The organism is Micromonospora sp. NPDC005806 (genome assembly GCF_042871425.1).
Classification (GTDB): domain Bacteria; phylum Actinomycetota; class Actinomycetes; order Mycobacteriales; family Micromonosporaceae; genus Micromonospora.
On sequence record NZ_JBIAIL010000001.1, the window covers coordinates 483,494 to 506,077 of the forward strand.

A 22,584-nucleotide genomic window follows, 5' to 3' on the forward strand; every position below is an offset into this window, starting at 1 on the left:
GTCATCGGCAGAGGCCACGTAAGCGAGAAAGAGAAAAGCGATGACACAGGCAACGGGCAGCGTCGGGACGGTCCGACGGACGATGGGCACGGTCGCGGCCATGCTGGCCGCCACCACCCTGCTCGGGGGCTGCGGGCCGAAGAGCGACCCGGCCGCCGCGCCGGGGACCAGCCCGACCGCCACGCCCAAGCAGGCGCTCCTCGACGCCGTCCCGGACGAGACGGAGGGTGCCTTCCAGTTCACCGGCAAGGACGCGTCCAGCGACCTGCGCGGGCGGATCGACCCGGCGTCGAAGGCGTTTGAGATGAACATGGCGATGCCCCCGGACAAGGACGGCATCACCGTGAAGATGTCGTTCCTGGTCGTCGACCAGAAGATCTGGATGAAGGCGAAGTTCAGCGGGCACCCGGGCCTGCCGAAGTTGCCGGACAAGTGGATGGCGCTGGACAGGTCCAAGCTCACCGACGCCGACGGCGTGCCCGCGTACGACGGCGCGGACCAGGGCAACGCCGGCCCGCTGATCGAGGCGGCCACCTCCGTGAAGCAGCAGGGCCCCGGGAAGTACACCGGGTTCATCGACGTGACCGCCGGCGAAGCGGCCAAGGCACTGGACGACGGCGAGGCGGCGGCGCTCGGCGAGGCCGGCAAGCAGGTGCCGTTCACCGCGCTGGTCGGGTCGGACGGGCACCTCTCCTCGTTGGTGCTGGAGATGCCCGCCGCCGGCGGGCACAAGGCGTACCGGTACGTCGTGGCCTACAGCGGCTTCGGCAGCACCCCGAAGATCACCGCGCCGACCGGGAGCGCGGCGATCAAGGCGCCGGCCCTGGCGTACCAGGTATTGAACGGCTGATCCCGCGACGGGAGGGGACGGCGGCCGCACGGGGGGCCGCCGTCCCTTTCGTCGGCTCAGCGGCCGAGGACCGAGCCGCCGTTGACGCCGAGGACCTGGCCGGTGACGTAGCCGGAGTCCGGGCCGACCAGGTAGCGGACGGCAGCCGCGATGTCGTCGGGCACGCCCGCGCGACCGACCAGGGTGGCGGCGACCCGCTTGGTGTGCCCCTCCAGGGTCATCCGGTCGCCGAAGAACTCGGTCTCGGCGACGTAACCGGGGCTGACCACGTTGACCGTGATCTGCTCCGGACCGAGCTGGGTGGCCAGGTCGTACGCCCAACCGTGCAGCGCCGCCTTCGCCGCCGAGTACGGCCCGGCCCCGCCGCGCTGGGCCGCGATCGAGCTGATCAGCAGCACCCGGCCGCCGGGGCGGCGCAGCGCGGGCAGCAGCGCCTCGGTGAGCAGCACGGCGGTGAGCACATTGGCGTCCAGGTTGGCCCGCCACCACGCCGCCACGTCGGCGAGGGTGTCGGTCGGTCCACCCAGGTCACTTCCGGCGCAGGGCGACCAGCAGCGGGGTGAGGCGCGACCTGAGACTGGCCAGTCCGCCGGGGAAGAAGTAGACCGCCAGGATGAAGACGGTCCCGAGGACGAAGAGGGGCTGGGACAGCGGGTGGCTGAGGACCGCCGGCAGGTTGTCGACGGCCTCGCTGCTGCCGAACGCGGTCAGCCGGTGGTCCAGGTACATGTAGAGGATGCCGCCGAGCACCGGGCCCCACCGGGTGCCGGGGCCGCCGAGCACCACCATGACCAGCAGCGACAGGGTCAGCTCGCTGGACGTGACGTGCGGGCTGGCGCCACCCACGATCAGGCAGTAGACCACCCCGCCGGCAGTCGCCAGCCCGCCGGCCAGGGTGAACGCGACCAGCTTGAACCGGTACGGGTCGAGCCCGAGCACCCCGACCCGCCGCTCGTCGTCGCGCAGGCCGGCCAGCACCCGCCCGGTCGGCGACCCGCTCACCCGGTGCACCACGAAGACCACCACGGCCAGGTACGCCAGCGCCAGCCAGTACAGGTTCACCGTGTTGGCGACCCCGACCAGGGCCGACGGCAGCCCGGACACGTCCAGCGGCAGTCCCTCCTCGCCACCGGTGAGCCCGCCGAAGTCCCGGGCCACCAGGATCGCCCCGACCTGGGCGAAGGCGAGCGTCACCATGGCGAACGCGATGCCGACCGTACGCAGTGCCACCGCGCCGAGCAGCGCGGCGAGGATCGCCCCGCCGGTGACGGTGAGCAGCGCCGCCTGCCACAGCGGCAGCCCGGCCCGGGTGACCAGCACGTCCGTGCCGTACACGCCGGCGGCGAAGTAGAGGGCGTGCCCGAAGGAGAGCACCCCGGTCCGCCCGAAGAGCAGGTCGTAACCGGCGGCCAGCCCGCCGAACACCAGGCAGATGGCGAGCAGTTGCAGGGTGCCCGGCGAGTTCAGCGGCCCCTCGAAGACGCCCGGCAGGTTGAGCGTCGAGTACGGCACGATCGCCGCCACCACCAGCGCGGCCAGCGGGGCGTACGGGCGCAGCCCGTGCCAGCGGGCGGGGCCGGGGGTCAACTCGTCGGGGACCGCTGCGGGCGGCGCCGCGACCTCGGGACTCTTGACCTCGGTCATGCGTGAGCCACCTTTCCGGCCAGGCCCTGCGGACGCAGCAGCAGTACCACGGCGAGCAGACCCACGACGCAGAGGTCGCCGAGCCCGGACGTGCCGTAGTAGTTCACGAACTGTTGCAGCAGCCCCACCGCGACCGCCGCGTACGCGGACCCGACCACCGAGCCCATCCCGCCGATCACCACCACGATGAACGCGAAGATCAGCAGCGAGCCGCCCTGCCCGGGCGAGACGGTGCCGAAGTAGACCCCGCCGAGCGCGCCGGCCAGCGCGGCGGCCGCCCCGCCGATGGCGAAGACGAGGGTGAACGCCTTGCGCACGTCGATGCCGAGCGCGGTCACCATCTCCCGGTTCTCCACCCCGGCCCGGATGATCAGGCCGTACCGGGTGAAGCGGAGGAAGGCGAGCAGCCCGCCGAGCACCAGCACCGCGGCCACGATCAGCAGCAGCCCGGCGTTCGGCACGTTGGCGCCGAGCACCGAGGTGACGTCCCGGGTCCACGCGGGCCGCGGGAACGGCCGCGGGTCGGCACCCCAGGTGGCCTGGAGCAGCGCCACCCCGGCCAGCGACAGACCGACGGTGACCAGCACCTGCTCGATGGTGCGGGAGTAGAGCGGCCGGATCAGCACCAGCTCGACCAGCACCGCGACCAGTGCCCCGGCGAGCACGCCGAAGGCGACCGCCACCACGAACCCGAATCCGTCCGCGCCGGCCCCGGGCAGGTTGCCCGCCGCCCACCACGTCGCGTACGCACCGACGCCGAGGAAGAGACCGTGCGCGAAGTTGAGCACGTCGGCCAGGCCGAAGACCAGGGACAGGCCGGAGGCGACCAGGAAGTAGAGCGCGGCCAGGCCGAGCCCGGTCAGCGTCAGCAGGATCACCGTACTCACGCCCGCACCTCCCCGGAGCCGACGCCGAGCAGCGACTTGGTCAACGCGGTCTCCAGCAGGAGGTCCTGGGCCTTGCCGGTCCAGGCCACCTGGCCGGCGGAGAGCACCACCGCGTCGCGCGCCAGCCGCCGCACGACGGCCAGGTTCTGCTCGACCAGCAGCACCGGCACGGACTCGGCCACCCGTTCCAGCACCTCGGCCACCTCGGTCACCACCTTCGGCGCCAACCCCTTGGTCGGCTCGTCGACCAGCAGCAGCCGGTTGTCGTTGAGCAGCACCCGGCCGATCGCGAGCATCTGCTGCTGCCCGCCGGAGAGCGAGCCGGCCCGTTGCCGTCCGCGCCGGTCCAGCTCCGGGAAGAGCGCGAAGACCTTGTCGTACGCCGGGGCGGTGCCCCGCCGTTCGGCGAGCCGCAGGTTCTCCGCGACGGTGAGTCCGGCGAAGACGCAGCGGTCCTCCGGCACGTAGCCGAGGCCACCGCGGACCAGCCGGTGGGTGGGGCGAGCCAGCAGGCTCTGCGCGCCCATCCGGACGGTGCCGCGCACCTCGCCGTTGGGCGGCGTCAGGCCGACGACCGCGCGCAGCGTGGTGGTCTTGCCGACACCGTTGCGGCCGAGCAGCACGGTCACCCCGGTCGGCGCGACATCGAACGACACTCCCTGGAGGATGTGCAGCCCGGCGATCCGCACCGACAGGTTCTCGACGCTGAGGATCGGTTCGACGGTCACAGCGACTCCCCCAGGTAGGCCTCCTGGACGGTGGCGTTGGCCATCACCGTGTCCGGGGTGTCGCAGGCCAGCAGCGCGCCGTGGTGCATCACGGCGATCCGGTCGGCGAGTTCCAGGATCACGTCCATGTGGTGCTCCACCATGAGCACCGACCGGCCGCTGTCGCCGGTCAGCGACTTGATGACGCTGACCAGCTCGGGGACGTCCTCGGCGCTGACCCCGGCCATCGGCTCGTCGAGCAGCATCACCCGGGGTTCCCCGGCTAGCAGCAGGGCGATCTCCAGCTTCCGCTTCTCGCCGTGGGCCAGGGTGCCGGCCAGCGCCGTGCCCCGCTGGCTGAGACCGACCCGGTCGAGCGCCGCGTCGGCGGCGGCGGCCACCTCCCGGTCGGCCGCCGCCCGCCGCCACAGCTTCATCGAGCCACCCCGGTGCGCCTGTACGGCGAGCCGGACGTTCTCCCGCACCGTCAGCGAGCCGAAGACCGAGGACGCCTGGAAGGTACGTCCCAGCCCGAGCCGGGCCCGCCGGTGCGGGGGCAGGGCGGTGACGTCCTCCCCGTCCAGCAGGACCCGCCCGTCGGTGGGCCGGCGCAGGCCGGTGATCAGGTTGAACAGGGAGGTCTTGCCGGCGCCGTTGGGCCCGATCACGCCGAGGAACTCCCCGGGCGCGAGGTCGAGGTAGACGGAGTCGACGATGGCGGCCTCACCGATCCGCCAGGTCAGACCGCGGGTGGCGAGCACGCTTCAGCCCTTCATCTGGGTGACCGGCGGCGCGGTCTCGTCACCGGTCAGGGTCTTCTGCGCGGTGGCCGTGTACGTGGTGCCGCTGCCCTCGAGCTTGGCCTGGTACATCGGCTGGAGCAGGGCGTGGTCCTCGGCACGGATGCTCATCTGGCCCTTGATGCTGTCGAACCGCCAGCCCTCCAACGCCTTGATCATCTTGTCCACGTCGTCGCCGCCCTCCTGCACGGCACGGACGACCATCTGGGCGGCGGCGAAGCCGTCCGGGTGGAACAGGTCGATGGTGCCGCCCGGGATCTTGGCCTTGGCGGCCTTGGCGGCCTCGGTGTCGCTGGCCCCGTCGAAGTAGTGCGACAGGAAGGAGATCTTGCTGCCGGCCGCGCCGAAGGTGGGCCAGGAGGCCTGGATGTCCAGGCCGGTGACGACCGTGGTGGAGGCGAGCACGCCCTGCTGGTCGAGGGTCTGCCACATGGCCGGGGCGGTGGTGCCGGCCCAGGCGACGAAGAGCAGGTCCGGCTTGGCGGCCTTGATCTGGCTGGCGAACGGGGTGAACTCGGTGGCGCTGGCCGGGGCCCGGACGCTGCTCACGGTCGCGCCGGCGCCACCGATGACGTTCTTGACGGCGGCCTCGTTCGCGTCGCCGAACGCACCGTCCTGGGCGAAGACGACGACCTTCTTGCCCTTTGCGTCGCCGATGAACGACTTGGCGGTCACCACGTCCTGGTAGGACTGCCGGCCCGAGCGGAACGTGTACTTGTTCGCCCCGGTCACCCCGTCGGTGGCGGCCGGCCCGGAGATGAACAGGACCTTGTTCTGTGCGGCGATCGGGGCCACCTGGAGGGCCACGCCGGAGGAGGTGGAACCGGCGATGATCTTCGTGCCCTTGCCGATCAGGTCCTTGGCCGCGGAGACCGCCTTCGCCGGGTCACCCGCGTCGTCGACCTCGGTCAGCTCGACCTTCCGGTCGCCGACCTTGCCGGTGCCCTTGGTGGCGTAGTCGAGGCCGGCCTTGAAGCCCTCGATGTACTGCTTGCCGTAGCTGGCCAGCGGGCCGGACTGGGAATACACCAGACCGACCTTGACCGGTGCGGCGTCGCCGCCGCCGGAGGCGGTGTCCTGCGGGCTGCCACAGGCCGTGGTGGCGAGCGCGGCCGCCAACATCGTGGCGGCGGAAAGGAACACCCGTCGCGTGTGCCGGATCGTCATTGCGACTCCAGGTGGGGACAGGGGGATTGTCAGTTGTCGGCTCACGCTAGAAGTGACGTCACCCACGGGCTATGTGGCCAAAACACACAAGTGATCCACGCAGGGTGGCCCGACGTTACAACGGCTCGACACCGGCGGGCGACTCCCCCACCCCCGGTGGCCGTCGCCACCACCGGCCGGGGCGCCGCTGTGTCGCACCCCGCCACCGCACGGGCCGGGACAGGCTCACCGACGCCGAGGCGGACCGCAGTCGCCGTCGTGGTCGGCCGGGAGCGGGCAGCGCCGGCCGCCGTCGAGCAACCGGTCACACCAGACCCAGTGTCGTACGGACTGGGCGTCCTCAGTCGAGACGGTCGTACCGAGCCGGTCCACGTCGGCCAGGAAGCCGAGCGCCTGGCAGATGGCCCGGGCGAAGCGGCGCGCCCCGTCGAGGTCGGTCGCGAGCACCGGCAGATGCACGACGAAGCTTTCCCGGGTCACCACCGGGCTCCCGGCGTGAACCGGGACTGCCAGGTCCGCAGCGCCCGCTTGATCCGCACGTTCTCCTCGGCGGAGCGGGCCAGCTCGCGGCGCGCCAGCGCCAGGTCGCCGGCCACCCGGTACAGGAAGGCGTGCACCTCCGCCGGGTCCAGCCCGCGCCGGACGGTACGGAAGTGCCGCTCCCGCACCTGCCCGACGGTGAGCGGCCAGCAGGACTCCGAGCGGTACCAACCGCCGTTCGGCGGCCGGCTCACGACGGTCCGCCGCCGCGAGGGTCGGAACAGGTCGAGCACGTTGCGCACGTACACCCTCCTCACCGGACCTGGAAGGCGGCCCGCCCGCAGATAGGGGACGCGGCCGGGCCGCCCGGCCCCGCGACCGCAGCCCTGATCGGCGGTACGACCCCGGAGCCCAACCGAGGTCCGACCCCGCGGTTTGCCGAACCAACCGGAGCCGGACACCGTGAGGCTACACAAGATGCTTGTGTAGGTCGAGCCTCTACTTGCGACGGTTCGACAGCTTGTTGCAGTTACTGGTGTAAGTTCGGCATGATCGAGGACGCCGAACCAACCGGAGTCCTCACCATGCCCACAGCCGAAGCGCCCTACCGCACAATCGCCAACGATCTCACCGCGAAGATCAAGAGCGGGGAGTTGAAGCCCGGTGACAAGCTGCCCTCGACCCGCGAACTGGCCGAGGCGTATGGCGTCCACATGAACACCGCCTCGCGGGCCCTGTCGCTGCTGCACGACCGCGAACTGATCACCGGCCAGCCCGGCCGCGGCACCTACGTCGCCGCGCAGCCCGGGCAGTAGTCACCTCGCCGCCTTTCGAGCTGATGTCGAAAACGACTCACGCCGGGCCGGGCCGTCTACCAAGATCGCACTCGATCCTGGGCAAAGCGGCCTCCACCAGCGCGGACACCAGTGTTTCCCGTTTCGAGCACGATCGCCTTGGCCCAGCCGAGACCAGTCTGAGTCGTTGACGACATCAGCTCGAAAGGCGCTGACAGAGACAACGTCCGCCAGCGCCCGCCCCGTCGGCACCGGCCCGGCGGTCGCACCACGCGCCGCAGACGGCCGCGCCGACCTGAGCCGGCGCCAGCCGTCCGCGCCAGGACCGGAAACGCGACGTAGGGCACCCGGACACATCCGGGCACCCCACGTCGGAGGAGCGGCCGCGCCGGGGGCTCGAGCCGCCCGGCGCGGACGCCGATCAGCGGCCCGCGCGGGCCGCCACGGCGGTGTCCGGCTGATCGGCGAAGGCGCCGTCCAGGCCGAGGCCGAAGTAGAGCTCGTACTCGGCCGTGATGTCGCCGCGCGCGTTCGGGTCGGTGCCGATCCGGAAGTCGGCCGGCAGGAACTGGTTCTCGGCGCGGAACGTCCAGGCGTGCACCAACAGCTTCTCGCGGTGCGCATCCCGGATCACCGTGGTCGGGGCGAGGAGCTTGCCGGCGGCGTCCCGGGGCACGATCAGGTTCTTGTTCAGGCCGACGCCGTCGGCGTACCCGGCCACCCAGTGCAGGCCGGCGGCGGAGGCGAGGTCGGCGTAGGTGCGGGGGTCGCCCGCGGCGGTGAAGTCGTACGGGCTCCCGGCAGCGTCCATGAGCTGGATCAGCCGTACGTCGATCATGCCGTCGAGCTTGCGCAGGTTGGCCGTCTCGAAGCTCTGGATGAAGACCGGGTCGGTGCGGTGGGTCAGCTTGTTGGCCTGGAGCGCCGCTACCAGCGGCTCCTCCAGCGACAGCCCGACCGAGGCGAAGTAACTGGGGTGCTTGGTCTCCGGGTAGACGCCGATGGTCCGGCCCCGCGCCTTGGACTCGGCCCGGGCCAGGTCGATGACCTCCTGGAAGGTCGGGATCTCGAACTTCCCGTCGAAGGCGGTGTTGGCCACCCGCACCTGGGGCAGCCGCTCCTTGGCCCGCAGCGTCTTCAGTTCGGCCAGCGTGAAGTCCTCGGTGAACCAGCCGGTGACCGGCACCCCGTCGATGGTCTTGGTCGCCTTCCGCGCGGCGAACTCGAGGTGCGCGGCCACGTCCGTCGTACCGGAGATCTCGTTCTCGTGCCGGGCGACCAGCACGCCGTCCTTCGTCGAGACCAGGTCCGGCTCGATGTAGTCGGCGCCCTGGCGGATCGCGAGCCGGTAGGACTCCAGGGTGTGCTCCGGGCGGTAGCCGCTGGCGCCGCGGTGGCCGATCACGATGGGCCGGTGGGCCGCGGGGGACCGCTCGGCGCCGGAATCCGGGTCGGCCTGGGCCGCCACGGTCGGCACCACCACGGCCGCCGCGAGCAGCGTGCCGGCCACGCCGAGGGCGGAAAGGGTACGTCGCAACGCCGTCTCCTGTCGTCGATGGGTACGCCCAGCAGACCGGGTCCGGTTGACCGGCAGTTGGTCGGTTCCTGACCTGCCGGTGAATCTCCGGACGGAAGATGACCTCGTGCGCCGCCTGCTCCGTCACCCCGTACGGCTGGTGCCGTTCGGGTTCCTGGCGGTGATCCTGCTCGGCACCGGCCTGCTGATGCTGCCCTGGGCCACCAGCGAGGAGCGGTACACCCCGTTCAGCACGGCGCTCTTCACCTCCACCTCGGCCGTCTCGGTCACCGGCATGGCGGTCAACGACACCCCGAACTACTGGAACGGCTTCGGGCTGGTGATGATCACCGTGCTCACCCAACTCGGCGGCCTGGGCATCCTGACCGTCGCGGCGCTGGTGATCCTGGTGGTCTCCCGGCAGCTCGGGCTGCGCAACCGGCTACTGGTGCAGGCGGAGACCGCGGAATTCGGCATCGGAGATGTCCGCAGGCTGCTGGTCCGCATCGTGACGACCGTCTTCGCCACCGAGGCGGTGATGACGGTCGTCATCGCCGGCCGGCTCTGGCTGTCCTACGACTACGACCCGGGGCGGGCCCTCTGGTCCGGCGTCTTCCACTCCATCCAGGCGTTCAACAACGCCGGCTTCGCCCTGTACTCCGACGGCCTGGTCGCCTTCTCCCGCGACCCGTGGGTGGCACTGCCGCTCGGCCTGGGCGCGATCATCGGCGGCCTCGGCTTCCCGGCGCTCTTCGAGGCCGTCCGGGAGTGGCGCCGGCCGGCCGGCTGGGCGGTCGCCACCAAGCTGACCATCTGGGGCAGCTTCGCGCTGATCGCGTTCGGCTTCGGCTACCTGCTGCTCGCCGAGTGGACCAATGCCGCCACCATCGGCACCTTCGACGCGGCGGGAAAGGTGCTGGCCTCGTTCACCCAGATCGCCCTGAGCCGTACCGGCGGCTTCGACGTGATCAACATCGACCATCTCAGCGAGGAGAGCTATCCGCTGTTCATCGTGCTGATGTTCATCGGCGGCGGCAGTGCCAGCACCGCCGGCGGCATCAAGGTGTCCACGTTCTTCCTGCTCGCCTTCGTGATCTGGGCCGAGCTGCGCGGCGAGCCGGACGTGACGGTGGGCAGCCGGCGGGTCGCCACGGCCAGCCAGCGGCAGGCGCTCACGGTGGCGCTGCTCAGCGTGGCTCTGGTCGTCGGCGGCACGCTCGGGCTGATCCTGCTGACCGAGCACGTCCGCTACTACGCCGCCCTCTTCGAGGTCACGTCCGCGTTCAGCACCACCGGCCTCTCCACCGGCCTCGCCCAGCAGCTGCCGGAGCCCGGCCAGTACGTGCTGACCGCGCTCATGTACATCGGCCGGGTCGGACCACTCACCCTCGGGTCCGCGATCGCGTTGAACACCCGGCGGCGGATGTACCGATACCCGGAGGAGCAACCCATTGTCGGCTAGGCGAACGGACGACAGCGGCATCGTGGTGATCGGCCTCGGCCGGTTCGGCTCACGCCTGGCCGGCTCGCTGGCGCAACTCGATCATGACGTGCTGGCCATCGACGGCAGCCCGGAGCGGGTCCAGCACTGGTCGTCCCAGCTGGAGCGGGTGGTGCAGGCGGACTCCACCGAGGAGAGCGTGCTGCGCCAGGTCGGGGTGGGCGACTTCCAGCGGGTGGTGGTGGCCATCGGCGCCTCGGTGGAGGCGAGCGTGCTGACCGTGCTGGCGCTGACCGAGCTGGGTATCCCGCAGATCTGGGCGCGGGCCACCTCGGAGAAGCACGCGAAGATCCTCAGCTCGGTGGGCGCCCACCACGTGATCTTCCCGGAGGCGGAGACCGGCGAGCGGGTCGCGCACCTGATCGTCAGCAAGATGCTGGACTTCATCGAGTTCGGCGACGACTTCGCGATCGCCAAGGTACGCGTACCGCAGGCGATGGTGGGGCGGCCGCTGCGCGAACTCGCCCCGGCGGACCGGTACGGGGTGATGGTGGTCGGCGCGAAGCTCCCCGATCAGCCGTTCCGCTACGCCGGCCCGGGCACCGTGCTGCGCCGCGACAGCGTGCTCATCGTGGAGGGCAGCATCGCGCAGGTGCAGCGCTTCGCCTCGCTGGGCTGAGCCGGGTCCGGCCCGGCCTCACTTCTTCCGTTCCTTGCCGCCGTGACCACCCCCCTTCGGCTGCTTCACCGCCCTTTTCCCTTGCCGTCCTCCTTGCCCCTGTGGGGCTTCTCGGAGTTGGCATGGCCGCTGGAGCTGTGCGAGGGGGTGCTCTTCGTCGGCGCCTTGGTCGGGGCGATCGTCGGCGTCGACCCGGCCACCCCGGTGACCTGCACGCCACAGCTGCTGTCGCCGACCTTGAACTGCACCGGCAGCGGGTTGCCCCCGGTGTAGCGGCCGGTCAGCGAGATCTTCCTCGACGCGCCGGGGGCCAGCGCGGGATCCGTCGCGGGTGCCCGGAGCTGCACGCTGCGCCCCTGCTGGCGGACCGTCGGGTTGGTCGTCGTCACCGTCTGCTTGCCCGGGAAGGCGAAGCTCATCGTCCAGTCGCGCAGCTCCCGGTCGCCGGTGTTGGTCAGGGTCAGCTCGGCGGTGAAGTCCTTGCCGGAGTCGCGGCGCAGCACGTAGTCGACCGCGCAGGGAATCGCCTGGGGCAGGGCCATCCCGGCCTGGGTCGGCTCGACCCCACCGCTGGCCGAGCTCTTCGAGGTCACCCCCCACAGGGCGGCGGTGACCGCGACCAGTCCCGCGGCCGCCACGCCGGCCTCCACCTTGCGCCGCCGGGCCGCAGCCTTCCGGGTGCGGGTGCGGACGGCGGAGAAGGGCAGCGCATCGGTCTCCGTCGACCAGGGCAGGATCGTCGTCCCCGCGTTCTCCAGCAGCGCCGGGTCGAACTGACCGAGCGCCGGGGAGACCGGCACGATCGCCGCGATCCCGGCCGCTTCGGCGAGCGTACGGGCCGCCTCGCCGGTCGCCGGACGGTCCTCGGGGCGCTTGGCCAGGCAGCGTCGGACCAACTCCTCGACCTCGTCGGGGAGCCCGACCACCGGGGGCATCGGGTCCGGGTCGTTGTACATGTGCGCCCGGAGCATCTGGGTGGTGGTGCTGGCCTGCCAGGGCAGCCGGCCGGTGAGCATCCGGTACAGCAGCAGGCCGACCGCGTACACGTCGGTGGCCGGGGAGACCTGGCCGTTGTCCAGCCGCTCCGGCGCCAGGTACGCGGGAGTGCCGAGCAGGGCGCCGTCCGGGCCCTTCTCGCTCTCCCCCACCAGTGCCGAGATGCCGAAGTCGACGACCTTCACGCCGGTCGAGGTGAGCATGACGTTGTTCGGGGTGACGTCCCGGTGCACCACGCCCCGGGCGTGCGCGGCGGCCAACGCCGAGGCCACCTCCGCGCCGATGGTCACCGCCTCCCGCCAGGGCAGCTGCCCGCCGCGGCCGAGCCGGCTGCTCAGCGAGCCACCGTCCACCAGCTCCATCACCACGTACGGCACGGTCAGCCCGACCTGCGCGGACTCGCCGTAGTCGTACACGTTGGTGATGTTGGGGTGGCAGAGCCGCGCGGCGGCCTGCGCCTCGATCCGGATCCGGTGCCGGAACGCCTTGTCGCTGGCCAGCCGGGAGGCCAGCACCTTGATCGCCACCTGCCGGCCGAGGACCTCGTCGTAGCCGCGCCAGACCACCGACATGCCGCCGGCACCGAGCTGCTCGACCAGCCGGTACCGCTCACCCAGCAGCTGCGCGCCGCCCCGTTCTGCTGCACCCATGGTCGGTCCTGTTGCCCGGGGTGGGCCGCCATACACCTGATGGGTCGGAATCGGTCAGAAAAGTCACCCGTTCAGGCGGTCGCGAGCAGCTGGTCCACCGGGGCGTAGTCGTCGGTCAGCACCATGGCGTCCCCGACGAACGCGGTCAGCTCGTCGCCGTGCAGCAGCACCGCCTGCTCCGGCAGGCCGCGCAGCCCGGCGACCAGCCGGTCCAGCGGCAACGGCGCGTCCGAGCCGACGATGAGGAAGTTGGCGCCGGACCGGCCGGCGATCGCCCACGGCGGGGCGATCAGCGCGACGTTGCGGAACTCGGCCGCGACCGTGGCCAGTTCGGCCCGGATGAACCTGCCCGGCGAATAGTCGATGACGTTCTGCACGTAGATCCCGCCCGGCCGGAGCACCCGGCGGATGTCGGCGGCCATCTCCCGGGTCGCCAGGTGCCATGGCACCACCAGGTGGCCGAAGGCGTCGCCGACGATGAAGTCCCGACTGTCGGTCGGCTCCCGGCCGAGCAGCACGCGCGCGTCACCGACCTCCGCCGTCAGGTCCGGGCCGGTCTGCACGCGCAGCTCACGCCGGTCCAGCTCGACCAGCCCACCATCGATCTCGAAGACCAGGCTGTCAGTGCCAGGCCGGGTGGCGGCGAGGTAGCGCGGGATGGTGAAGCCGCCGCCGCCGAGGTGCAGGGCGTCCAGCCGCTGCCCCTTCGCCGCGGCCTCGTCGGCCACCAGGCCGATCCACTGCGTGTACGCGTACTTCAGTCGGGTCGGGTCGGACAGGTCGACGTACGAGTGCTCGGCGGAGTTGAGGTAGAGGGTTCGCCCCTCGGTCCACTGCGGGTCCGTCTCCACCCTCGCGCAGTGGTACGCCGTCTCCACGTCGCACGGGTTCGGGGCGACCGCGGAGAGCCCCGCCCCGGCCAGGCCGAGCACCGCCAGGGCCGCCTTCGCCCGGCCCGGACCGGGCAGTCCGGTCCCCGCCCGCCGGCGCAGGTACGCCCCGAGCACCAGCCCGGTCACCCCCAGCACGGCGGCCAGCCCGAGCACGATCACCGTGCTGGGCAGCGCCGCCACCAGCACGAAGCCGGTGACCAGGGTGGCGGTGATCCCGCCCAGGGTGCCGATGCCGGAGAGCCGCCCGACCACCTGGCCGGTCCGGCGCAGGTCGGCGAGCTGGAGCTTCACCACCAGCGGGGTCACCCCGGCGAGCAGCGCCGCCGGCACCAGCACCGCCAGCGCGGTCAGCAGGAGAATCCCGCTCGCCGCGTCGCCGCGCAGCACCTCACCGGCGTACCGGACGACGGGGAGGGTGACCGCGGTGGCGATGCCGGCCAGCACCAGGGCCGGGGCGAGCAGGGTGCGCGGGTCCCGCCGGTCGGCCAGCCACCCGCCCATCCACGCCCCGTACGCGATGGCGCCCAGCGCCATGCCGATGACCGAACTGGTCACCTGGAGAGTCACCCCGACGTACGGGCCGACCAGGCGGAGCGAGACCGTCTCCAGCACCAGCACGGCCCCGCTGGAGAGGAAGACCAGGAACGCGGCGAGCCCGTTCGGCAGGGCCCCGGGCGGGGCCGGTGCGGTCGGCGCGGACTCCACCGTGACGTCTGACGATGTGCGGCTCACCGTCGCGATGGTACGCAGCGTCCCCGGCAACCCGGGTCAGTACATCGAGATGTGAACATGGTTTGTGTGGTCGGCGGCGGGACTACCGCCCCCGCTGTACGCCCGCCAGCCGGTGTTCGGCATCCAGATCTGCCGATACCAGATGACGTACATGATGCCGAGGCGGTTGGCGTTGTTCTTGGCCCAGCTGGCCAGGCTGTCGCCGTACGACTTGTCCCCGCCGGTGGCCGAGACGTTCTCGAAGCCGCCGCTGGCGGCGGCGAAGTCGCAGGCCCGTCCCTTGGGGTGCTCGCCGTCGCCACCGCTGCGGTAGCAGGACACGTAGCGCTTGTAGCCGGCCGCCTTGGCCTGCTGGAGCATGTGCAGCGTGCGCGGCGTGATGCAGCCGGAGGTGGTCGGGTCGTTCACCGAGCAGGACTCCGACGGCCAGGAACCGTCCGGGTTGCGCGGGGCCGGCCTGGCCGACGCGGAGCCGCCGCTGAAGCCGGAGCCGCTGCCGGAGCTCACCTTCGCCAGCGCGACCTCCGCGTCCCGCTTCTTCTTCGCCAGGATGGCGAGCTGCTTCTGCTGCTCGCGGACCTCGCCGTCGATGGCCAGCTTGGCCCGGGCCGCCTCGGCCTTCGCCTCGTTCAGGTCGTGCAGCCGCTTGCTGTCCCGCTGGGCCATCACGTCCAGCTCGGCGGCCCGCTTGAGGAAGGAGTTCGGGTCGGAGCTGGCCAGCAGCATCGACACCGGGGTCAGCCGACCCACCCGGTACGACTGGGCGGCCACCTCGCCCACCTGCGAGGTCAGCTCGACCAGGCGTACCTCGAGCTGCTTGAGCTGCGCGGTCAGCGCCACCTGCCGGCGCTTGGAGTTGTCGAGGCGGGCCTTGGCCTCGATGTGCCCCTTCGCCGCCGCTTCGAGGGCTGCCCGGAGCTGCTTGCTGCCGCCCTCGTCGGGCGCGCTCGGGCTGGGCGCCGCGGCGGCCGGCCCGGCCGGGGCGAGACCCGCGCCGAGCAGCAGGGCCGTCGCGGTGAGCAGGGCGAGCAACGGCCGGCGGACGCACCGCCGGATGAGCCTGGTCCTGGGCACGAAGGCGTCCTTCCGTCGACCGCCGGCCCCCGGTCGAACTCTGCGCGGCGGCGGCTCCGCCGGCCCCGGACGGCGGCCTGCTGGCGGAAACCGCCGGTCACGATACCGGACCGTGCCCGCCAAGCCAGGCCCCTGACCGCGGACCGCGCCGACTGTCGACGCAGCGTGCCGACGCCGTCGCGGAGGCGTGACGGTCACGGGTTCCGGCGGTCCACGCCGTGCGACGCGGCCTGCCCGGTCCGCTCAGCCGCCGAGCAGCGCCGACCGGACCTCGTCCCAGATCTCCTCGGTGGCCGCGACCAGCAGGCCCCGACCGTCGTCGGCCGGGTGGTAGTCGGTGCCGTCGAAGCGCCGGGCCACCCCGCCGGCCGCCCGGACCAGCAGGGTGCCGGGGGCGTGGTCCCAGGGCAGGGTGCGCCAGAAGAGGACGAACTGCTGCGCGCCGGTGAGCATGTCCAGGTACTCCCGGCCGGCGCAGTGCTGGCCGGGCAGCAGCTCGCCGAGGCGCGCGCCGCCCGACTCCACGATCCGCCGGGTGTCCGGCGGGAGGAACCGGGTCATCGCGGTGCCGCGCAGCGCGCCCAGCTCCGGCAGCGCGCGAGTGGTCCGTACCGGTGCGCCGTCCAGCCAGGTCCCGGCGTCGGCGCGGCCCGTGGCCAGGGTGCCGTCCAGCGGGTCGTACACCCAGGAGGCGGCCGGCTCGCCGTCGGTCAGCAGCGCCACCATCAGGGCGAACGGCCGCCGGCCGGCGGCGAAGTTGGCGGTGCCGTCGACCGGGTCGACCAGCCAGACGTCACCGGCGCCGCGCAGGTGCCGCAGCAGGCCACGGTTTTCCGCGACCGCCTCCTCGCCGACCACCACCGAGCCAGGACGCAGCCGCCGTAGCCGGTCGGAGATGAACGCCTCGGCCCGGCGGTCGGCGACGGTGACCAGTTCGCCGGGTGCCTTCTCGGAGATGTCCGCGTCGTCGAGCCGCCGGAACATCGGCACCACGATCTCCGCTGCGGCCTCCCGCAGCAGCGCGCCGACGTCGTCCCGCAGCCGGTCAGCCACGCGGGGGCAGCTTGACCACGCTGACGAAGAACTCGTCGATCTGGCGGACCACCGAGATGAAGCGCTCGAAGTCCACCGGCTTGGTCACGTAGGCGTTGGCGTGCAGCTGATAGCTGCGCAGGATGTCCTCGTCGGCCTGTGAGGTGGTGAGCACCACGACCGGGATCCGGCAGAGCTCCTCGTCCTTCTTGATCTCCGCCAGCACCTCCCGGCCGTCCCGGCGGGGCAGGTTCAGGTCGAGCAGGATCAGGTCGGGCGTCACCGCGTCCGCGTACTCACCCTCGCGTCGCAGGTAGGCGAGCGCCTCGGCGCCGTCGGAGACGACCGTGAGGCGGTTGCGGAGCTTGTGCTCCTCGAACGCCTCCTGGGTCATCAGCACGTCGCCCGGGTCGTCCTCGACCAGCAGCACCTCGATCGGGCTCTTGCCGTCTGCCGGCACGGTCATCCCACCGTCTCCCTCATGCCACCCGTTGTACCGTCTTCGGCCGCCCCGGCGGGCGTCTCCCCCGGTACCGCGCCGTCCGCCTGCCGACCGACGGGTGCCGCCGCAAGGGTGCCATCCGCACCGTCGGCGGTCGTCGCCGGCTCCCCGGTCGACTCCTCAACGGCCGTCGACTCGGCCTCCGCCTGCGCCGCCTCGACGTCCTCCGGGAGCGCGGGGAGGGTGAACCGGACCGCGGTGCCCTCCTCGGTGTCGGTGTCCACCCAGACCCGGCCGCCGTGGTACTCCACGATCTTCTTGACGATCGCCAGGCCGATCCCGGTGCCCGGGTACGCGTCCTTGGAGTGCAGCCGCTGGAAGATGACGAAGATCTTGTCGGCGAACTCCGGCTCGATCCCGATGCCGTTGTCCCGGCAGCCGAGCTCCCACTCGTCGCCGACCAGCCGGGCCGACACGTGCACCTTCGGCGGCACGTCCGGGCGGCGGAACTTGATCGAGTTGCTGACCAGGTTGGCCAGCAGGTTGGTGAGCAGCGGCTCCTCGCCGCGGATCACCGGCAGCTCGTCCCAGGTCAGCTCGGCGTCGGAGTACTGGCGGGCGGCCTCGGTCTGGGCCGCCACGTCGCCCATCACCTTGTTCAGGTCGACCTCGGTGAAGCCGGTGGTGAGCCGGCCGATCCGGGAGAACGCGAGCAGGTCGTTGATCAGCCGCTGCATCCGCTGCGCGCCGTCCACGGCGAACGCGATGTACTGGTCGGCCCGCTCGTCGAGCTGGCCCGCGTAGCGCCGCTGCAGGAGCTGGCAGAAGCTGGCCACCTTGCGCAGCGGCTCCTGCAGGTCGTGCGAGGCGACGTACGCGAACTGCTCCAGGTCACGGTTGGACCGGGTGAGCTCCTCGGCCTGCTTCTGGAGCTGGCTGTTGACCCACTCGATCCGCTCCCGGGCCTCGCGGACCTCGTCCAGCTCCCGGGCGATCTTCTGCCGCATGGCGTCGATGTCGTCGGCGAGCCGGCGGAACTCCGGCGGGCCGGACCCCTCGATGTGATGCCGGTAGTCGCCGGCGGCGACCTCCCGCACCTGGCCGACCAGAGCGGCCAGCGGCCGGATCAGGATGCGGTCCAGCGAGAGCAGCATCACCGCGCCGGCCACCGCCACCACCAGGGCGGCGATGATCAGCAGCACCACCAGCACGTTGCTGGTCCGGTTCATGTCGTCGACGGCCTTCTGCCGGACGACGAGGATCTCGCCCTGGAGCTTGTCGACCGAGGTCCGGATGCCGTCGAACTCCTGCCGGGTCTGATCGGTGATCAGCGCCTGGCCGGCGGCCGGACCGCTGCGCTCCGTCGTGGTGATCACCGGCTCGGCGACGATCCGGCGCCACTGGTCCGCCCGCTGCTCCACCACCGCCAGCGCCCGCCGGATGTCCGGGTATTCGGCGGCCAACGTCTCCGTCGAGGCGACGATCTCGCGCTCCCGCGCCAGGCCCGCCCCGTACGGGGCGAGGTCCTTGCGGTCGCCGTTCACCGCGTACCCGCGGACGGCGGTCTCCTGGTCGAGCAGGGCGCTCATCAGCTCCTGCGCCTGGACCCGGAGCGGACCGGTCTTGGTCAGGACGTCCTCGATGTTCTGCCGGTTCTTCGCCGCCACCGCTGCCTCGGCCGCGGCCAGCCCGAGCAGCAGGACGAGCACCACGCTGAGCAACGCGATGACGCGACGGCGCAGGGTCCACCCCTGCCGGTACGCCTTCACCGGCCACCGCCCCTGGTGACCAGCAGCATGGCCACGTCGTCGGCGAGCGGGCCGCCGTTGAGCTGCTCGGCCCGGCCGACCAGCCACGCGGGCAGCCCGGCCAGGGACACCGCCTGGTTGGCGGGGTCGGCGAGCAGGTCCGTGAGCCCGGACACGTCCAGCCGGTCGTCACCGGTGCCCACCCGACCCTCGATGAGGCCGTCGGTGTACATCAGCAGGGACCAGTCATCGGTGTCGAACTCCAGGTCGAAGGCCACGGGCCGGCGCGGTCGTACGCCGAGCAGCCGGCCGCCCCGAGCCGGCACCGGGGCGACCTTCCCCCCGCTGAGCAGCAGCGGCGGTGGATGGCCGGCGAGTCTCACCGTGGCACGGTTGGCCGCCAGGTCGAGCCGGGTGGTGGCGACCGTGGCGAAGATCTCCTGGAGCCGGCGCTCGCTCATCAGCACCTGCTCCAGCGCGGGCAGCACCTCGTCGTCCGGCACGCCCGCGAGGATCAGGGCCCGCCAGGCCACCCGGAGCTCGACGCCGAGGGCGGCCTCGTCCACGCCGTGGCCGCAGACGTCGCCGACGATCATCTCGATCCGGTCCGGCCGGGTCTGCACCACGTCGTAGAAGTCGCCGCCGATCAGCGCGGCGTGCCGGCCGGGGCGGTAGAAGGTGTGCACCGACACCTGGTCGGTGGTCATCAGCGGCTGCGGCAGCAGGCCCCGCTCCAGGCGGGCGGACTCGGCCTGGCGCAGCTCCACCTCGCGCAGCCGGCGGGCGTTCTCGTCGGCCCGCTTGCGCTCCACGGCGTAGCGCAGGGCCCGGGTCAGCAGCACCCCGTCGACCTGGCCCTTGACGAGGTAGTCCTGGGCGCCCTCGGCGACCGCGACGATGCCCAGGTGCTCGTCGGAACGACCGGTGAGCACGCAGACCGCGGCGCCGCTGGCCACGTCCAGCACCCGGCGCAACCCGTCCAGCCCCTGCGCGTCGGGCAGACCGAGGTCGAGCAGGACGCAGTCGACCCCCATCATCCGCTGCCGGGCCTCGCTGAGGCTGGTGGCGACCAGCAGGTCGATCATGGAATTGGTCTCGGCCAGCAGCTCGCCGACCAGGAAGGCGTCACCCTCGTCGTCCTCGACCAGCAGGACCCGCAGGCGCTCCCCCGGCGGCAGGCTGGCGTGGTGCCCGGCGCCGGCCTGCGGCACAACGGACGACCCGGGCAGACCGGGCCCCCGGTGCGGCCGGGTCACCGCCGCGAGACGCGGGAGTTCGCTGGTGATGTCGGGCTCCTTCCGAGTGCCCTGCTGATCCTGTATCAGACAACGGTCGCACACAACACGACGGAAGTCGGCGCGCGCGGGGTGGGCACGGCCCACCGTGTGGGAAGCGTCTGGGCAGACCACGGATGTTACGCCGCGACCCGGTCCGGGCACGGAGCGCACCGGCCGGGCGGGGAGTGTCGTCCGAGGTCGCGGGGGTGCAGGATGATGCCACCCCGACCATCCCCGAGGAGTTCCCGTGGGCGTACCCCCCACCCGCCCCGCCGACCGGACGCTGGCCCGGCCCCGCCGGCGACCACTCGCCGCGGTCGCGGCGCTCGTCGCGCTGCTCGCCGTCGGCGCGAGCGTTCTGGTCGATCTGTCCACCCCGGCACCGCGCTCGGCCGACGCGCCCGCGAGCGACTTCAGCGCCGAGCGGGCGTACCAGAACGTCAAGGTCATCGCGGCCCGGCCGCACGTGGCCGGCAGCGCCGCCAACGACCAGGTCCGGGAGCACCTCGTGGGCGTGCTGCGCGGGCTGGGCCTGGAGACCGAGGTGCAGGACACGGTCGCCCCGGAGGCCGGGCAGCTCAGCGGGGCCGCCGGCGGGGCGACGCTGGCCCGGGTCCGCAACGTGGTGGCCCGGCTGCCCGGCACCGACCCGACCGGGCGGGTCTTCCTGGTGGCCCACTACGACTCGGTGCAGTCCGGGCCGGGCGGCAACGACGACGCCGCCGGTACGTCCAGCATCCTCGAGGTGGCCCGGGCCTTGACCGCGGGCCCGCGCCCCCGCAACGACGTCGTCTTCGTGCTCACCGACGCGGAGGAGGCCTGCCTCTGCGGCGCCTCCGGGTTCGCCGCGAGCCACCCGCTGGCCCGGGACGGCGGGGTGGTGCTCAACCTGGAGGCGCGCGGGTCGACCGGCCCGGTGATCATGTTCGAGACGTCCCGGAACAACGCGAAGCTGGTGGACGTCTTCGGCCGGGCGGCGCCGCACCCGGTGGGCACCTCGTTCGCGGTGGAGATCTACCGGGCGCTGCCCAACGACACCGACTTCACCGCGTTCCTGGACCACGGTTTCGTCGGGCTGAACTCGGCGTACATCGACGGCGGCGCGGTCTACCACACACCGCTGGACACCCCGGCGGTGATGGACCGGGGCAGCCTCCAGATGCACGGCGACAACGCACTCGGCCTGGCCCGCGAGTTCGGCCGGACCGACCTGCGGCACCTGCGCTCCGGTCACGACGCCACCTACTTCCCGGTGCCGGGCGGTCTGGTCCGCTACCCCGGCTGGCTCACCCTGCCGGTGGCCCTGCTCGCCCTGCTGGCCGTCGGGGCGCTCGGCTTCCTGCTGATCCGGCGCGGCCGGGTCGCCACCGTCTGGACCCTCGTGACGGGGTTCTGGCTGACCCTGTTGCCGATCGTGGTCGCCCCGCTGGGCGCGTGGCTGCTCTGGACCGCGATCACCACCATCCGCCCCGGGTACGCCGAACTGCTCGACCCGTACCGGCCGGTCTGGTACCGGCTCGCCGTGGTGGCGCTCGCCGCCGCGGTCCTGTTCACCTGGTACGCGCTGACCCGCCGCCGGGTCGGCCCGGCCGCGCTGGCGTTCGGCGGGCTGGCCTGGCTGGCCCTGTTCGGGGTGCTGCTGGCCGCCGAGGTGCCGGGTGGGGCGTACCTGACCACCCTGCCCGCCCTGGCCGGCGCGCTCGCCGGCCTGGCGGCCCTGGGCACCCGGTTGGACGGCCCCTGGCCGGTGGTCGCGGTGACCGTGGCCGGCGCGGTGGCCGTGGTGATCCTGCTGCCGACCGTGGTGCTGCTCTTCCCCGCGCTCGGCCTGGCCATGGGTGGGGTGGCGGCGCTCTTCGCGGTGCTGCTCGGCCTGGCCGCGCTGCCGGTGGTCGACCTGCTGCACCCGCAGGCCGGCGGCCAGCGCGGCCTGATGGCGCTGCGGGCCCGCCGGCTGGGCGCGCTGCCGGCCGGCGCCGCCGCGCTCGCCGCGGTGGTGTTCGCCGGGATCGGCTTGGCCGTGGACCGCTTCGACGCCACGCACCCCGTGCCGACCCACCTGATGTACGCCTTGGACGCGGACACCGGTGAGGCGCAGTGGCTCAGCCACGAGGACGACCCCCAGCCCTGGACCGACGGCTACGTGGGCGGCAGGGTGGATGTCTCCGACGACTTCCCCGGGCTCGGCGACGGCGAGTTGCGGGCCGGGCCGGCACCGGCGGCCAACCTGCCTGCCCCGAAGGTGGAGATGCTCTCGGACACCGAAACATCCAACGGCAACCGGCGGATCCGCGTCCGGGTGGTGCCGCAACGCCCGGTCCGCCTGCTCTCGCTGCACCTCAACGCCGACGCGCTGGGCAGTGGTGGGATGAGCGCGGCGACGGTCGCCGGGCAACCGGTCGACCTGGACGGCGTAGCGGCCTTGGGGTTCATCTTCCACGCGCCACCGCCGGAAGGGGTCGAGTTCGACCTGACCTTCGACGCCAGCGGGAACAAGCTGCGGCTGCGGGCGATGGACGCCAGCGACGGCCTGGACCAACTCTCCGGCTTCCGCCCCCGCCCGCCCGACGTCGGCGTCGTCGGCTCCCACAGCTCCGAGATGCTGGCGGTCGCCAAGACCTACACCTTTTGACCCGCCTCCCCGGCCAACGCCCTCCCCCGCGATCTTGCACTTTTGGCACCAAACAAAAGGGTGAAAGTTCGCAAAGGGACAACCACAACTGCAAGATCGCGGGGGAGAGAGCCAGTGTTCGAAAAAATCTTGGGGACGGATGT

Annotated in this window: 20 protein-coding genes and 1 pseudogene; 5 read left to right on the top strand and 16 right to left on the bottom strand. The window is 72.4% G+C overall.

The window, feature by feature from the left end; all coding sequences use genetic code 11:
* Positions 1-40: 40 nt before the first annotated feature.
* A complete protein-coding gene (locus tag ACFYOS_RS02375; RefSeq protein WP_387135118.1) occupies positions 41-850 on the top strand; it encodes a hypothetical protein in 810 nt (269 codons plus the stop codon).
* A 56-nt stretch (positions 851-906) separates the two neighbouring features.
* Here ACFYOS_RS02375 and ACFYOS_RS02380 read toward each other — a convergent pair.
* The 8 genes and pseudogenes from ACFYOS_RS02380 to ACFYOS_RS02415 form a co-directional block, all read right to left on the bottom strand.
* A pseudogene (locus ACFYOS_RS02380) lies at positions 907-1,389 on the bottom strand (SDR family NAD(P)-dependent oxidoreductase); the annotation flags it as partial.
* Complete coding sequence (locus ACFYOS_RS02385) at positions 1,379-2,494, bottom strand: branched-chain amino acid ABC transporter permease (protein ID WP_387135121.1); 1,116 nt, start codon at positions 2,492-2,494, stop codon at positions 1,379-1,381. The pseudogene ACFYOS_RS02380 and the gene ACFYOS_RS02385, both read right to left, overlap by 11 nt.
* Entirely contained in the window at positions 2,491-3,381 is an 891-nt protein-coding gene (locus ACFYOS_RS02390; protein ID WP_387135124.1) for a branched-chain amino acid ABC transporter permease, read from the bottom strand. The genes ACFYOS_RS02385 and ACFYOS_RS02390 overlap by 4 nt, the downstream gene beginning before the upstream one ends.
* Positions 3,378-4,109, bottom strand: a complete 732-nt coding sequence (locus ACFYOS_RS02395; RefSeq protein ID WP_387135126.1) for an ABC transporter ATP-binding protein — start codon at positions 4,107-4,109, stop codon at positions 3,378-3,380. Before ACFYOS_RS02395 ends, ACFYOS_RS02390 begins: the two co-directional genes overlap by 4 nt.
* Positions 4,106-4,849 (bottom strand): ABC transporter ATP-binding protein, encoded by a 744-nt coding sequence (locus ACFYOS_RS02400; RefSeq protein ID WP_387135129.1) that lies wholly within the window; start codon positions 4,847-4,849, stop codon positions 4,106-4,108. Before ACFYOS_RS02400 ends, ACFYOS_RS02395 begins: the two co-directional genes overlap by 4 nt.
* Before the next feature lie 3 nt (positions 4,850-4,852).
* Complete coding sequence (locus tag ACFYOS_RS02405; RefSeq protein ID WP_387135131.1) at positions 4,853-6,055, bottom strand: substrate-binding domain-containing protein; 1,203 nt, start codon at positions 6,053-6,055, stop codon at positions 4,853-4,855.
* Positions 6,056-6,280: 225 nt separating this feature from the next.
* Positions 6,281-6,535: a hypothetical protein gene (locus ACFYOS_RS02410; protein ID WP_387135134.1), complete on the bottom strand. Its 255-nt coding sequence runs from the start codon at positions 6,533-6,535 to the stop codon at positions 6,281-6,283.
* A complete protein-coding gene (locus tag ACFYOS_RS02415; protein ID WP_387135247.1) occupies positions 6,532-6,828 on the bottom strand; it encodes a DivIVA domain-containing protein in 297 nt (98 codons plus the stop codon). The genes ACFYOS_RS02410 and ACFYOS_RS02415 overlap by 4 nt, the downstream gene beginning before the upstream one ends.
* A gap of 255 nt (positions 6,829-7,083) precedes the next feature.
* Between ACFYOS_RS02415 and ACFYOS_RS02420 the strand changes: the two genes are divergently transcribed.
* Positions 7,084-7,350 (top strand): GntR family transcriptional regulator, encoded by a 267-nt coding sequence (locus ACFYOS_RS02420; protein WP_387135136.1) that lies wholly within the window; start codon positions 7,084-7,086, stop codon positions 7,348-7,350.
* Between the two features lie 400 nt (positions 7,351-7,750).
* Here ACFYOS_RS02420 and ACFYOS_RS02425 read toward each other — a convergent pair whose 3' ends face one another.
* Entirely contained in the window at positions 7,751-8,866 is a 1,116-nt protein-coding gene (locus tag ACFYOS_RS02425; protein WP_387135139.1) for a glycerophosphodiester phosphodiesterase, read from the bottom strand.
* A 106-nt stretch (positions 8,867-8,972) separates the two neighbouring features.
* On the opposite strand from ACFYOS_RS02425, the gene ACFYOS_RS02430 reads away from it, so the two are divergent.
* Together ACFYOS_RS02430 and ACFYOS_RS02435 are read left to right on the top strand one after the other, a co-directional pair.
* Positions 8,973-10,307 (top strand): TrkH family potassium uptake protein, encoded by a 1,335-nt coding sequence (locus ACFYOS_RS02430; protein WP_387135141.1) that lies wholly within the window; start codon positions 8,973-8,975, stop codon positions 10,305-10,307.
* Complete coding sequence (locus tag ACFYOS_RS02435; RefSeq protein ID WP_387135144.1) at positions 10,297-10,965, top strand: potassium channel family protein; 669 nt, start codon at positions 10,297-10,299, stop codon at positions 10,963-10,965. Before ACFYOS_RS02430 ends, ACFYOS_RS02435 begins: the two co-directional genes overlap by 11 nt.
* Positions 10,966-11,030: 65 nt before the next feature.
* On the opposite strand, the gene ACFYOS_RS02440 is transcribed toward ACFYOS_RS02435, so the two are convergent.
* The 7 genes from ACFYOS_RS02440 to ACFYOS_RS02470 all read right to left on the bottom strand — a co-directional run bounded on the left by ACFYOS_RS02440 (position 11,031) and on the right by ACFYOS_RS02470 (position 19,743).
* Complete coding sequence (locus ACFYOS_RS02440) at positions 11,031-12,611, bottom strand: protein kinase (RefSeq protein ID WP_387135147.1); 1,581 nt, start codon at positions 12,609-12,611, stop codon at positions 11,031-11,033.
* Positions 12,612-12,682: 71 nt separating this feature from the next.
* Positions 12,683-14,236 carry a fused MFS/spermidine synthase gene (locus tag ACFYOS_RS02445; RefSeq protein ID WP_387135149.1) on the bottom strand — a complete coding sequence of 518 codons (1,554 nt, stop codon included), beginning with the start codon at positions 14,234-14,236 and terminating at the stop codon, positions 12,683-12,685.
* Positions 14,237-14,272: 36 nt separating this feature from the next.
* A complete protein-coding gene (locus ACFYOS_RS02450) occupies positions 14,273-15,310 on the bottom strand; it encodes a coiled-coil domain-containing protein (RefSeq protein WP_387135151.1) in 1,038 nt (345 codons plus the stop codon).
* 243 nt (positions 15,311-15,553) lie between these two features.
* The gene (locus tag ACFYOS_RS02455; protein ID WP_387135154.1) at positions 15,554-16,363 is read right to left on the bottom strand and encodes an inositol monophosphatase family protein; all 810 of its coding nucleotides are present in this window, start codon (positions 16,361-16,363) and stop codon (positions 15,554-15,556) included.
* Positions 16,356-16,808 carry a response regulator gene (locus ACFYOS_RS02460; RefSeq protein WP_387135157.1) on the bottom strand — a complete coding sequence of 151 codons (453 nt, stop codon included), beginning with the start codon at positions 16,806-16,808 and terminating at the stop codon, positions 16,356-16,358. Before ACFYOS_RS02460 ends, ACFYOS_RS02455 begins: the two co-directional genes overlap by 8 nt.
* Complete coding sequence (locus ACFYOS_RS02465; protein WP_387135159.1) at positions 16,805-18,553, bottom strand: ATP-binding protein; 1,749 nt, start codon at positions 18,551-18,553, stop codon at positions 16,805-16,807. The genes ACFYOS_RS02460 and ACFYOS_RS02465 overlap by 4 nt, the downstream gene beginning before the upstream one ends.
* Positions 18,550-19,743, bottom strand: coding sequence for a PP2C family protein-serine/threonine phosphatase (locus ACFYOS_RS02470; RefSeq protein ID WP_387135162.1), 1,194 nt, complete (start codon positions 19,741-19,743; stop codon positions 18,550-18,552). Before ACFYOS_RS02470 ends, ACFYOS_RS02465 begins: the two co-directional genes overlap by 4 nt.
* 313 nt (positions 19,744-20,056) lie before the next feature.
* Here ACFYOS_RS02470 and ACFYOS_RS02475 point away from each other — a divergent pair, with 313 nt between their 5' ends.
* Positions 20,057-22,441, top strand: coding sequence for a M28 family peptidase (locus tag ACFYOS_RS02475; RefSeq protein ID WP_387135165.1), 2,385 nt, complete (start codon positions 20,057-20,059; stop codon positions 22,439-22,441).
* Positions 22,442-22,584 lie beyond the last annotated feature (143 nt).

What these genes read in the sequence shown, in the direction of transcription:
- ACFYOS_RS02375 (WP_387135118.1), top strand. Translation starts at nt 41, where the DNA reads ATGACACAGGCAACGGGCAGCGTCGGGACGGTCCGACGGACGATGGGC.
- ACFYOS_RS02385 (WP_387135121.1), bottom strand. Translation starts at nt 2,494, where the DNA reads ATGACCGAGGTCAAGAGTCCCGAGGTCGCGGCGCCGCCCGCAGCGGTC.
- ACFYOS_RS02405 (WP_387135131.1), bottom strand. Translation starts at nt 6,055, where the DNA reads ATGACGATCCGGCACACGCGACGGGTGTTCCTTTCCGCCGCCACGATG.
- ACFYOS_RS02420 (WP_387135136.1), top strand. Translation starts at nt 7,084, where the DNA reads ATGATCGAGGACGCCGAACCAACCGGAGTCCTCACCATGCCCACAGCC.
- ACFYOS_RS02440 (WP_387135147.1), bottom strand. Translation starts at nt 12,611, where the DNA reads ATGGGTGCAGCAGAACGGGGCGGCGCGCAGCTGCTGGGTGAGCGGTAC.
- ACFYOS_RS02460 (WP_387135157.1), bottom strand. Translation starts at nt 16,808, where the DNA reads ATGACCGTGCCGGCAGACGGCAAGAGCCCGATCGAGGTGCTGCTGGTC.